General features: G+C 73.2%; 12 protein-coding genes. 10 read left to right on the plus strand and 2 right to left on the minus strand.

The window, feature by feature from the left end:
* Positions 1–5 precede the first annotated feature (5 nt).
* The 10 genes from ACN27C_RS20910 (at position 6) to ACN27C_RS20955 (ending at position 11,395) form a co-directional block, all read left to right on the plus strand.
* Positions 6–947 (plus strand): DUF6039 family protein, encoded by a 942-nt coding sequence (locus tag ACN27C_RS20910; protein ID WP_422747537.1) that lies wholly within the window; start codon positions 6–8, stop codon positions 945–947.
* Positions 948–950: 3 nt separating this feature from the next.
* The gene (locus ACN27C_RS20915) at positions 951–2,819 is read left to right on the plus strand and encodes an amino acid adenylation domain-containing protein (RefSeq protein ID WP_422747539.1); all 1,869 of its coding nucleotides are present in this window, start codon (positions 951–953) and stop codon (positions 2,817–2,819) included.
* 1 nt (position 2,820) lies between these two features.
* Positions 2,821–3,786 carry a chlorinating enzyme gene (locus ACN27C_RS20920; RefSeq protein ID WP_120569411.1) on the plus strand — a complete coding sequence of 322 codons (966 nt, stop codon included), beginning with the start codon at positions 2,821–2,823 and terminating at the stop codon, positions 3,784–3,786.
* Entirely contained in the window at positions 3,783–4,013 is a 231-nt protein-coding gene (locus ACN27C_RS20925; RefSeq protein WP_013287026.1) for a phosphopantetheine-binding protein, read from the plus strand. Before ACN27C_RS20920 ends, ACN27C_RS20925 begins: the two co-directional genes overlap by 4 nt.
* Entirely contained in the window at positions 4,010–5,248 is a 1,239-nt protein-coding gene (locus ACN27C_RS20930; RefSeq protein WP_422747542.1) for a beta-ketoacyl synthase N-terminal-like domain-containing protein, read from the plus strand. Before ACN27C_RS20925 ends, ACN27C_RS20930 begins: the two co-directional genes overlap by 4 nt.
* Before the next feature lie 6 nt (positions 5,249–5,254).
* Positions 5,255–6,439, plus strand: a complete 1,185-nt coding sequence (locus tag ACN27C_RS20935; protein ID WP_120569413.1) for an NAD(P)/FAD-dependent oxidoreductase — start codon at positions 5,255–5,257, stop codon at positions 6,437–6,439.
* Between the two features lie 105 nt (positions 6,440–6,544).
* Positions 6,545–8,101, plus strand: coding sequence for an ABC transporter substrate-binding protein (locus ACN27C_RS20940; protein WP_120569414.1), 1,557 nt, complete (start codon positions 6,545–6,547; stop codon positions 8,099–8,101).
* Positions 8,098–9,054 carry an ABC transporter permease gene (locus ACN27C_RS20945; RefSeq protein WP_121684474.1) on the plus strand — a complete coding sequence of 319 codons (957 nt, stop codon included), beginning with the start codon at positions 8,098–8,100 and terminating at the stop codon, positions 9,052–9,054. Before ACN27C_RS20940 ends, ACN27C_RS20945 begins: the two co-directional genes overlap by 4 nt.
* On the plus strand, positions 9,051–9,842 hold the full coding sequence (locus ACN27C_RS20950; protein WP_120569416.1) for an ABC transporter permease: 792 nt from the start codon (positions 9,051–9,053) through the stop codon (positions 9,840–9,842). The genes ACN27C_RS20945 and ACN27C_RS20950 overlap by 4 nt, the downstream gene beginning before the upstream one ends.
* A complete protein-coding gene (locus ACN27C_RS20955) occupies positions 9,839–11,395 on the plus strand; it encodes an ABC transporter ATP-binding protein (protein WP_422747547.1) in 1,557 nt (518 codons plus the stop codon). The genes ACN27C_RS20950 and ACN27C_RS20955 overlap by 4 nt, the downstream gene beginning before the upstream one ends.
* A 64-nt stretch (positions 11,396–11,459) precedes the next feature.
* Here the strand turns inward: ACN27C_RS20955 and ACN27C_RS20960 are convergent, their stop codons facing one another.
* Positions 11,460–11,870 (minus strand): DUF3224 domain-containing protein, encoded by a 411-nt coding sequence (locus tag ACN27C_RS20960; protein WP_013287019.1) that lies wholly within the window; start codon positions 11,868–11,870, stop codon positions 11,460–11,462.
* 28 nt (positions 11,871–11,898) lie between these two features.
* Entirely contained in the window at positions 11,899–12,264 is a 366-nt protein-coding gene (locus tag ACN27C_RS20965) for a VOC family protein (protein WP_114920719.1), read from the minus strand.
* Positions 12,265–12,301 lie beyond the last annotated feature (37 nt).

Raw genomic sequence — 12,301 nt, forward strand, 5'->3', positions numbered from 1 at the left:
CTCCGATGACCACCACATCGAGTCCGCCGTTCGTGTTGCCGACCGCCCAGGCCCAGACCTCGATCGACCGGGCCGCGATCCTGCACTCGGGCAACGCCGGCGTGATCGTCGAACGGGTCGGTCAGTTGCGTGCCGAGTTCCGCTCCGAGGCCCGGCAGTTCGCCCGGGAGCTGTCGGAGTACCTCAACACCAACTACGCCGGCATCATCACGGTGTTCGTCTACGAGGAGACCTTCGGCACGAAGGACCGCCTCCACTGGCTGATGCACCTGAAGTCGCTGCACGCGTACGAGACGCTGATCGAGATGGGCAGCCGCGACGCCGGGTGGCGGGACATCATCATGCGCCAGCGCATCGACCCCGCGCGCGGCGGCGGCACGTGGGACCGGATGTTCCTCGACGGCGACCTGCACGAGACGGTGCTCATCCCGTCGGCCTTCGGCATGTACGGCACGTCGGACGAGACGCCGGACTCGGTGCGGACCACCGACGGCGCGGCCACGTTCACCGTGCCCACCGCGCAGCTCCAGACCGACGTGCCGGTCGAGGACCAGCTCAACTCCGCCACCTGCGGCATCCTCATGCACCGCACCGGCGAACTGCGCTACGAGTTCCGCGCCGAGGGGCGCGCGTTCGCCCGGGCGCTGTGCGAGAGCTGGAACCGGGCGCTGACCGGCCACGCCACCATCTACCTGTACGAGGAGGCGTTCGGCCGGTCCGACCGCATCCACCACTTCATCCACCTGAAGTCGCTCAGCTCGTACTACACGCTGATGGGCGTCCGCGCGATGAGCGACCCCGCCACCCGCGAGGTGTTCACCCGCCAGTGGATCCCGGAGGAGAAGGGCGGCGGGGGCTGGGAACGGATGTTCGTCCAGTCCAGCCTGTCCGACCTGTCGCTCACGCCCCAGCACTGGGGCATGTACGCCACCAAGACGGAGCGGTGACCGATGCCCGTGACTGACTGCCTGCACACGATCTTCGCCCGGCGGGCGGCGGAACAGCCGCACCGGATCGCGGTGACCTGCGGCGACCACCGGCTGTCGTACAGCGAGCTGGACCGGCTCTCCGGTGAGCTGGCCGAGCGGCTGCGCGGGTACGGGGTGCGCCCCGGCGTCCACGTCGGAGTGTGCGTCGACCGCTCGGTCGACCTGGTCGTGTCCGTCCTGGCGGTGGTCAAGGCGGGTGGCGCGTACGTGCCGGTGGACGCCGAGCATCCGGCCGCGCGGGTCGCGGCGGTGCTGGCCGGCAGCCGGGTTCCGGTGACGGTGGCGGTGACCCGGACCGCCGACTCGCTCGCGGAGTGGTCGGGCCCGGTGCTGTGGGCCGACGACAGCGAGGACGACGACGCCGCCGACGACGAGGACACCGACGGCGAGGACCCGCAGGGCGAGGTCACGGCGGTCGAGGTCACGGCCGCCGGCGGCACGGCGGAGCGGGCCGGCGGCACCGGCGCCGTGCGGGAGCCCGCCGCCGAGGCCGGGCCGGACGACCCCGCGTACGTCATCCACACGTCGGGTTCAACCGGGGCGCCGAAGGGCGTGGAGGTGACCCACCGCAGTGTCGTGGCGCTGCTGGAGCACGGCGCCGGACGGTTCGGCTTCGGCAGCGACGACACGTGGACGCTGTTCCACTCGATCGGCTTCGACTTCTCCGTCTGGGAGCTGTGGGGCGCGCTGCTGTCCGGCGGCCGGCTCGTCGTCGTACCGGGGCGCGTGGCCCGGACCCCGGCGCTGATGCTGGACCTGGTGCGGCGCGAACAGGTCACCGTGCTCAACCAGACCCCGTCGGCGTTCCGCCAGTTCGCCGCCGCCTACCTGGCCGACGAGGGCCCGGACGAGCTGCGCCTGGTGGTGTTCGGCGGCGAGCGGCTCGACGTCGGGGTGCTGGCGCCGTGGATCGCCCGGCGCGGCGACGACCGGCCGGAGCTGGTCAACATGTACGGCATCACCGAGGTGACTGTGCACGCCACCGCCCGCCGGATCGTCGCGGCGGACCTCGACCGGCCGTCGGTGAGCCCGATCGGCCGGCCCCTGCCCGGCGTCCGGATCGAGCTGCGCGACGAGACCGGCGCGGTGGTGCCCGACGGCACACCGGGGGAGCTGTACGTGGCGGGCGCCGGGCTGGCGCGGGGATACCTGCACCAGCCGGAGCTGACCGCCGAGCGGTTCGTCACCTCCGGCGGTGAGCGCTGGTACCGCTCCGGGGACCGGGCCGTGCGGACCGACGGCGACCTGGTCTACCTCGGCCGGGTCGACAGGCAGTTGAAGGTCCGCGGCTACCGGATCGAGCCGGGCGAGGTGGAGGCGGCGGTCCTGGCCCATCCCGGCGTCGGCACCGCGCTGGTGACCGCCCAGGACTTCGGCGAGGGCGACGTACGCCTGGTCGCCTACGTCACGCCCCCGCCCGGCGCGGACCCGGACACGCTCACCGAGGCGGACCTCGCCGCGACCGTGGCGGACCTGCCCGGCTACCTGCGGCCGTCCCGCTTCCACGTGGTAGCCGACATCCCGCTCACCGTGCAGGGCAAGGCCGACGTGGCGGTCCTGGACCGCCTGGCCGAACCGGCCGGCGACGACGCCGTGTCCGGGGTGAAGGCGATCGCCGACGAGGTGCTGCGCCGCGACGTGCCGGTGGACGGCGACCTGTTCGACCTCGGCGCCACGTCACTGGCCCTCACCCGGATCGTGGCCATGGTGAACGACCGGTTCGGCATCGCGCTGACCGGCGCCGAGATGGAGGAACCCACGGTCGGGTGCCTCGCCGAGGTGGTGGACGCGTCCCGACGCCACCATTCCCTGCAACAGGTAGGAGGATGACATGGAGGACGACTACACGCTCACCGACGAGGAGCTGGCCGGCTTCCACCGCAACGGGTACTTCGGCCCGTTCCCGGTGTACGAGGTCGAGGAGATGCAGCGGCGGTGGCGGCGGGAACGGCTGCGCCTGCTGGACCGCTCGCACGCGGTCTACCAGGACGAGGCCGCGCTCTCCGGCAACACCAACATCTCCAACTACGACCGGCACCTGGACAACGAGTTCCTGGCCGACCACATCTGCCACCCGCGCATCGTCGACCGCGTCGTCAGCGTGCTCGGCCCGGACGTGCAGTGCTGGCGGTCGGAGTTCTTCCCCAAGTACCCCGGCGACGAGGGCACCGACTGGCACCAGGCCGACACGTTCGCCAACGCCTCCGGCAAGCCGCAGATCCTCTGGCCCGGCGACGCGAAGGACTTCGGCGGCACGATCACCGTCTGGACGGCCTTCACCGAGGCCAACGAGGAGACCGGGTGCCTCCAGTTCATCCCGGGCACCCACCGGACGATGTTCTACGACGAGACCAAGCGCATGCACTACGACCCGTCCTCCATCAACAGCACCGACAAGGACGGCGTACGCCGTGGCTTCTTCGGCTACGACTACCGCGAGCTGCAGATCGACCCGGACTGGAAGCCCGACGAGTCCAAGGCGGTGTCGATGGTGATGCGGCCCGGCGAGGCGATCATGTTCTGGTCCACGCTGATGCACGCGTCGCTGCCGCACGCCGGGCGGACCGAGGAGATGCGGCTCGGCTTCGCCGGCCGGTACGTGCCGGTGTCGGTGGACGTCTACCCGGACACCGACGTCATCGAGGAGTACGGCGGCGCCGTGTCGCTTGACCGCTGGGGCTCGGTGCTCGTCGCGGGACACAACGGCAACCCGCACAACCGGATGGCGACCGAGACCACGCGGGGTCACCGGTTCACCCGGCGGGACCGCTCCGGGGCGCGGGTGTCACCGGCATGACCGTCTTCGAGGTCGTGAAGGCGAGCCTCGTCGAGGTCGTCCCGGACGTCGACCCGGCGAGTGTCACCGCCGGGCGCACGCTGAGCGACCTCGGCTGCACGAGCATCGACCGGGCCGAGGTCGTGACGCTGGCCATGGAGCGGCTCGGCATCGTGGTGCCGATCTCCGAGTTCCGCGACGTCAACGACCTCGACCGGATCGTCGAGCTGCTGCGGACACACATGTGAGCACGGTCGCGGTGACCGGCACCGGGATCGTCTGCGCGATCGGGGCGGACGTCCCGTCGTTCACCACGGCGCTGCGGGCGGGCCGCAGCGGTGTCGTCGGCACCGCTGACGGCCTGGCCGCGCCGATCACCGGGTGGTCCTTCGAGGACGCGGTGGCCGGCGCGCCCGAACCGCTGCGCCGCCGGGCGGTCCGGGCCGCGGCCCGGGCGCCGCGGCCGGTGCGGGCCGCCGTCGCGGCGGCGCTGCAGGCGTGGACCGGGGCCGGCCTGCCCGGCGCCCGGATCCCCGGCGACCGGGTCGGCATCGTGGTGGCCGGGCACAACCTGACCGCGCGCTACACGCACGAGCTGTACCGGACCTGGCAGGAACGGCCGGCGTACCTGCCTGCGCGGTTCGCCCTGCACGTCCAGGACACCGACCACGTCGGCACGCTCAGCGAGGTGCTGTCCGCGACCGGCGAGGGGTTCACCGTCGGCGGGGCGTCGGCCAGCGGCAACGTCGGCATCGTGCACGCCGCCCGGCTGGTCGCCGCCGGCGCGGTGGACTGCTGCGTCCTGGTCGGCGCGGTCACCGAGCTGACACCGATGCATCACCGGGGCTTCGCCGTGCTCGGCGCGCTCGCCGAGCCGGGCGGCGACCCGGCCGCCGCCTGCCGGCCGTTCGACCAGGACCGGCGCGGTTTCGTGCCCGGCGAGGCCGCCGCGGCGCTGGTGCTGGAACGCCCCGCCGCCGCGGCCCGGCGCGGTGCGGAGATCCTGGCGACGGTGCCCGGGTACGCGCTCGGCCTGGACGCCAACCGGCTCGCCGACCCCGACGCGGCCGGGCAGGCCCGCGTGATCCGGGCCGCCCTGGCCGCCGCGGGACTGGCCCCGCACGAGGTGGACTACGTCAACGCCCACGCCACCGGTTCCCGGCTGGGCGACGAGACGGAACTCGCGTCGCTGCACGACGTGCTCGGCGCCGCCGCCGGCCGGCCGTGGGTGAACGCCACCAAGGCGCTGACCGGTCACTGCCTCGGGTCGGCCGGGGTGGTCGAGGCCGTCGCCACAGTCGCGCAGCTCACCGGCGGCTTCGTGCACCCCAACCCGAACCTGGCCCGACCGATCGACGCCCGGATCCGGTTCGCCGGCCCCGGGCCCGAGCCCGCCCGGCTGCGGTACGCGCTGTCCACCGGCTTCGGCTTCGGGGGCGTCAACACGGCCGTGGTCCTCGCCCGTACCGCCGATGGAGGTTGAACGATCATGTACGACGTCGTCGTCGTCGGGGCCCGCTGCGCGGGCGCGCCGACCGCCATGCTCCTGGCCCGCCAGGGCCACCGGGTGCTGCTGCTGGACCGCAGCGGCTTCCCGGCCGACAAGCTCTCCACGCTCTACATCCAGCAGCCGGGCGTCGCGCGGCTGGCCCGCTGGGGCCTGCTGGACGCGCTGCGGGCCACCGGCTGCCCGCCGCTGGACCACGTCGTCTACGAGCTGGGTGACGTACGCGTCGAGGGCTGCTGCAGCGGCATCGACGGCATCCGCGCGGCGTACGCGCCCCGCCGCTCGATCCTGGACCCGCTGCTGGCCGGCGCCGCGGTCGACGCGGGCGCCGAGTTCCGCGACGACTGCCGGGTCACCGGCCTGCTGTGGGAGGACGACCGGGTCGTCGGGGTGCGCACCGACCGCGGCGACGAGCGGGCCGCGCTGGTCGTCGGCGCCGACGGGATGCGCTCCACGGTCGCCGGGCTCGTGAACGCGCCGACGACGACCGCCCACCCGCCGCTGACCTGCGCGTACTACGCGTTCTGGGACGGGCCGAAGACGCACTTCGAGATGTACGAGGGCGACACCGGCTGGGTGTCGGCGGTGCCGACGAACGACGGCGCCGTGCTCATCGCCGCCTACTACCCGCAGCAGCGCTTCGACGAGGTCCGGCACGACGCGCAGGCGGCCTACCTGGACAACGTGCGGACCAACGCGCCGCGGCTGTACGAGCAGATGGAGCGCGGCCGGCAGATCGGGGCCGTCCACGGCACCGGCGACCAGCAGAACTTCTTCCGCCGCGCGCACGGCCCCGGCTGGGCGCTCGCCGGCGACGCCGGCCACCACAAGGACTCACTGACCGCGCGCGGCATCTCCGACGCGTTCATGCAGGCCGACCTGCTCGCCGAGACGGTGGGCGGGCACCTGGCCGACCGGACACGGCTCGACGCCGCGCTGGCCGACTACGACCGGGAACGCGAGCAGCGGCTGATGGAGAACTACCAGGCGACCCTGCTGGTGGCCCAGGCCGAGGCGCGGGACAAGCGCCGCGCGCTGCTGCGCGCCGTCGGCAGCAGCCCCGAGCTGACCACCCGCTACTTCGACGCGGTGGCCGGGATCGTCTCGCTGCGGGAGCTGTACACCCCGGAACTGATGGCGCTGATGTCCGCCCCGACGGCCACCTGACACCGCGCCCTATTGAGCAGACACCCGTGCCGATGATCGGCGACCGTCAGATCCGCAGACGTCTTGCGATCCGATTTCACCGGCACGACTTTTTGTGGAGGAACCATGTCGCCCACCCCGTACGACTCGCCGTTCAATCGCCGCGCGCTGCTCCGGATGGGCCTCGTCGCGGGCGCCGCGGTGGCCGGCGTGCCGCTGCTGTCGGCCTGCGGCGACGACGAGGAGCCGTCGCCGGCGGCGGCCGGCGGGGGGTCGCTGGCGGTGCTGAAGGTGGGCGCGCCGAACGCGGTCACCGACGCCGAGGCCGGCAACCCGCTGCTGACCAGCATCGGCGCGACGCTCATCGTCATGCGGCACGTGTACGACTCGCTGATGGTGCTCGACAACGGCGAGTACAAGTACCAGCTCGCCGAGTCGGTTCAGCCCAACGCCGACGGCAGCGTGTGGACGATCAACCTGCGTTCCGGGGTGACGTTCCACGACGGCAAGCCGGTCACCGCCGCCGACGTGGTGCACAGCATCCGTACGCTCGGCGCCAAGCCCAGCAACCGGGCCTCCGTCTACGCCAACGTCGACCTCGCCAAGGTGACGGCCGTCGACGACCGCACGGTCACCGTGCCGCTGCTGACCCCGCGCGGCGACTTCAAGGAAGCCGTCCTCGTCGTCTTCTCGCCGGTCTTCCCGGCCGGCATGACCGAGTTCAGCAAGCCGATCGGGTCGGGCCCGTACCGGCTGGCCGAGCGCAACGGCACCACGACCCGGCTGGTCGCCAACGAGCAGTACTGGGGCGGCAAGCCGAGCGTCGCCGAACTCCAGGTGGTCGGCATCCTCGACGCCGGCGCCCGGCTGTCGGCGCTGAAGGCGGGGCAGGTCGACTACGCCGTCAGCATCAGCTCCACCGGCGCGAAGACCGAGGCGGCGAACAGCGAACTCACGGTCGTCCGGGGCGGCCCGGCGAACGCCAACGCGCTGTCGTTCGCGATGAACCAGAAGCTCGCGCCGTTCGACGACGCCCGGGTCCGTCAGGCGGTCCGGCTGGCGGTGGACCGGCAGGCGCTGGTCGACAACGCGCTGCTCGGGCTCGGCTCGACCGCCGACGACGTGGTCGGCAAGAGCCTGCCCGGATACGCCGACCTGCCGGCCCGCGCCCGCGACCTGGAGCAGGCGAAGCGGCTGTTCGCCGAGGCCGGGATCACCAAGCTGACGCTGCGGACCGGCGAGCTCGTCCCCGGCATGCTCAACGCCAGCCGGCTGCTGGCCCAGCAGCTCAAGGAGGCGGGCGTCGAGCTGACGCTCCAGGAGATCTCGCCCGACGCCTACTACGCCGACCTCACCACGCTGGCCACGCACCCGTTCCAGGCGTTCTACTACGTGAACCGGCCGGCCGCCGTGCACCTGTCGGCGGTCACCCACGGCAAGGCGCCGTTCAACGTCACCGGCACGTCGGCCGCCTACCAGGAGCGGCTGGCGAAGGCCCAGGCGACAGTCGACGACAACGCCCGCGCGGAGGCGTTCAAGGCGTTGCAGGAGGAGTTCTACAAGGAGGGCGGCGACCTGCTGTGGGGCTTCCAGGAGCAGCTCGACGCCGCCCGTAAGGGGATCAGCGGGGTCCGCACGATGCAGTCGATCCAGCTGTTCGACCGGGCGACCGGGCCGGCGTGACCGCGCTCGGGTTCCTGGCCCGACGGCTGCTGGCGACGGTGGCCACGCTGTTCGCGGTGGCGGTGGTGCTCTTCGCCGGCTCGGAGGTGCTCCCGGGTGACGCCGCGTCGGCGTCACTCGGGCCCGACGCCACCATCGAGGAGGTCGCGCAGCGCCGGGCCGAACTCGGCGTCGACCGGCCCTGGCCGGTGCGGTTCGTCGAGTGGGGGACCGCGGCGCTGCGCCTCGACCTGGGCACCAGCACCTCGATGCACCGGCCGGTGGTCGACGTCGTCGCCGAGCCGCTGGCCGCCACCGGCCTCCTGGTCGGCCTCACCGCGGCGGTGACGGTGCCGCTGGCGATGGGACTGGGGCTGCTCACCGGGCTGCGGCCGGGCGGCCGGGTGGACCGGGCGGTGTCGGCGGTCGCGGTGGTGGCGGTGTCGATCCCGCAGTTCGTCACCGCCGGCCTGCTCGTGCTGGTCTTCGCCGACCTGTGGCCGCTGCTGCCGGCGATCTCGCTCCCGCCGCTGGGCGGTGGACCGCTGGACCGGCCGGAGATCCTGGTGCTGCCGGTGGCCGCGCTGACGCTGTTCGGCGCGGCGTGGGCGAGCCGGATCGTGCGGGCCACGGTCATCGACGCGGACGCGATGCCCCACGTCGAGGCGGCCCGGCTGGCCGGGCTGCCCGAGCGGGTGGTCGTGGCGCGGCACCTGCTGCCCGCGGCGGCGCCGCCGTGCGCGCAGACGTTCGCGTGGCTGCTGTCCGGGCTGTTCGGCGGCACCACTGTGGTCGAGGTGGTGTTCAACTACCCGGGCCTGTCGCAGACGCTGGTGGCGGCGGTCCGCAACCACGACACCGCCGTCCTGGAGGGGGTCGGGCTGCTCCTCGCCGCGATCATCCTCGTCTCGTTCATCGTGGCCGACCTGCTCGTCCTCGCGGTCGACCCCCGGCTGCGGGTGGCCGCCCGATGAGGGCCGCGCGGTGGCTGCTCGCCGGGACGGCAGCGGCCGTGGTGCTGCTCGTGCTGGGCGTCGCGTTGTTCGGCCCGCTGTTCGCCGGCGAGCCGGAGCGGATCGTCGGGCTGCCCTACAGCGCGCCGACGGCGGGCAGCCCGCTGGGCACCGACAGCGCCGGACGGGACGTGCTGGACCGGGTGCTGGCCGGCGGCCGGCCGCTGGTGGCCGTGCCGGTGGTGGCGACGATCCTGGCAACCGTGCTCGGCCTGGTGCTGGGCCTGCTCGGCGGCTACTTCGCCGGGATCACCGACGCCGTGGTGTCCCGGCTGGACTACCTGCTGCTGGGCCTGCCGCCGGTGCTGATCCTGCTGGTGCTGCTGCACGGCTGGGGGTACAGCGCCACCACGATGATCATCGTGGTGGTGCTGACCGGCACGCCGTTCGTCTCCCGGGTGACCCGGGCCGAGACGCTCCGCGCGGTCGAGGACGGTTACGTGGTGGCCGCCTACGCCGGCGGCGACTCGCACCTGTCGGTGATCGTCCGGGAGATCCTGCCGAACATCGTCCGGCCGGTGCTCGCCGACTTCGGCACCCGCCTCGCCATCGCGGTCACGCTGACGGCGGCGGCGGCGTTCCTCGGCTTCGGCTCCAGCGGCCCGAACTGGGGGGCCATGATCAGCCAGAACGTCGAGGGCATCCAGCTCACCCCGTGGGGCGTCGCGGTGCCGGCGGTCCTGCTCGGTGTGCTCACCGTCGCCGCGAACCTCGGCATCGACCGGATCGTCGGGCGGGTGCTGCGATGATCGAGATCAGTGGGCTGCGGGTCGAGGACGCCGCCGGGCGGGCCGTCCTGGAGAACCTGTCGTTGCGCGTCGCCGAGGGCGAGCGGGTCGCCGTCGTCGGCGAGTCCGGGGCGGGCAAGACGACGCTGGCGATGGCCCTCGTCGGGGCGGTACGGCGCGGACTACGGGTGGCCGGAGGCACGGTCGTGGTCGACGGGCACGACGTGCTGACGGCCTCCGGGGCCGAGGTGCGGCGGGTCCGGCGGCGGGTGCTGGCGTACCTCCCGCAGGATCCGCCGTCGGCGCTGAGCCCGACGTTGCGGGTGCGGGCGCAGATCCGCGAGCTGGCCGCGGACCGGTCCGACGCGGCCGTGAGCCGTGGGCTGGTCGAGGTGGGCCTGCCCGGCGACCGGGCCTTCCTGCGCCGGTACCCGCACCAGCTCTCGGGCGGTCAGCAGCAACGCCTGGCGCTGGCCCGGCTGCTGGCCGGCGACCCGCGCGGCCTGGTGCTCGACGAGCCGACCACGGGCCTCGACGGGCTGGTGCGCAAACAGGTGCTCGACCAGTTGGACCGGCTCTCCGCGGATCGCGGGCTGGCGGTCGTGCTCGTCACCCACGACCTCGCGGCGGCGGCCCGGATGACCGATCGCCTGATCGTGCTGCGGGGCGGCGTCGTGGTGGAGCAGGGACCGACCGCGCAGGTGCTCACCCGGCCGGCCGCCGCGTACACCCGGGACCTGCTCGCCGCGGTGCCGGACCTGCCGGCGGAGATGCGCCGTCGCGCCGCCACGCCGCAGCGGGGCGCGGAGGTCCTGACCGTGTCCGGGCTGACGGTGCCGCGGGGTGGCCGGGTCGTCCTGGACGACGTGTCCCTGCGGTTGCGCGCCGGCGAGGCGCTGGCCCTGCTGGGCACGTCGGGCTGCGGCAAGACGACGCTCGCCCGGGCCGTCGTCGGAACGCTGCGCCCCAGCTCGGGCCGGGTGACGCTGTCCGGCGAGGTCCTGGAGCCGACGCTCGGGCGCCGGCCGGTGCACCAGCGACGCCGCTTGCAGCTCATCCCGCAGGACTCCGGCGGGTCGCTGAACCCGCGGCGGCCGGTGGGCGCGGCGATCGGCCGGGTGGTCCGCCTGGCCGGCGGGATGACGGCCGAGGCGGCCGCGGCGGAGACCCGACGGCTGATGGGGCTCGTCGGCCTGCCGGGGGAGCTGGCGTCGCGGCTGCCGCGGGAGCTGTCCGGCGGGCAGCGGCAACGCGTCGCCATCGCCCGCGCGCTCGCCGCCGGGGCCGACGTGCTCGTCTGCGACGAGATCACGTCGAGCCTCGACGCCCAGGTGGCGGCCTCGGTCCTGGCGCTGCTCGACTCGCTGCGGCGGACCCTGGGCCTGGCGGTGCTCATCGTGACGCACGACCTCGGTGTGATCGCCCGCAACGCGGACCGGGTCGCCGTGCTCAGCGGTGGGCGGATCGTCGAGGAGGGGACTGTCGAGCAGGTGTTCGGCAACCCGCGCCACGAGGCGAGCAGGATGCTGCTGGACGCCGCGCGGCCCGTCACGGCGGCGGCGGACGTGCCGTGAGCGCCCGAGACGGAGGGCCGCTCCCGGTTTCCCGGTAGCGGCCCTCCGTCTCGGTATCAGGGCGTCAGACGAGTTCGTCGAGGAGCTCGTAGTTCAGCGTGAAGGTGTGGCTGCCGTCCTCCAGCTTGCGCATGGTGGCGGTGCCCTGGATGCCGGCGAGCCCCTCGGTGCCGGTCCCCGGCACGATGTGCCACTCGGCGCCGCCCTCCTCGTCGCTCATCAATCCGACGGCCTGGTGCTGGAGCATGAAACTGCCCTTGGAACCGCCGATCGACACTTCGATCACCTCGTGACCGACGTATCCGGCGCCGCCCTTGCCATAGGCGAACAGGAACTGCGCGCGGCTGGTGCCCTCGAGTTCACCGGAATACGTCTTGGTGACCGAGGCCCGCGAGAATTTCATGCCGTCGGGGGTCTCCTGCCACTCGTCTTCGTCCCAGGAGTCGAGCGTAAATGAAGCGGTCGCGGTGCTCACCTTGTCTCATTCCTTCCGTGGTTCTTTTTCAGTCCCAAACCGAGGCGCAGAACGGGTGACCGGCGGGGTCGAGGAAGACCCGCCACTTCGCGTCGCCGGGCTGGTCGGCGGGTTTCGTCGCACCCAGGCGCAGCAACTCGGTCTCGGCCGTCTCGATGTCGTCGACGGCCAGGTCGAGGTGCAGTTGCTGGGGAACCGTCTGCCCGGGCCACTCCGGACGCCGGTAGTTCTCCACCCGCTGCAACGCCACGGCGACGCCGTCACCGTTGCGGAGGAACGCGCCCGACTCCGACTCGTGCACCGGCTCGAGGCCGGCTGCTTCCCGGTAGAAGGCCACCAGCGGGGCGATTTCGGAACAATCCAGTGTTACCGCCGCCAAGCGACCGACAGCCATTCACGTCTCCTGGAGATTGTCGTCCGATCGAAAGCGT

Origin of the sequence: Micromonospora sp. WMMD1219 (genome assembly GCF_049315215.1) — a bacterium.
Classification (GTDB): Bacteria; Actinomycetota; Actinomycetes; order Mycobacteriales; family Micromonosporaceae; genus Micromonospora; species Micromonospora tulbaghiae.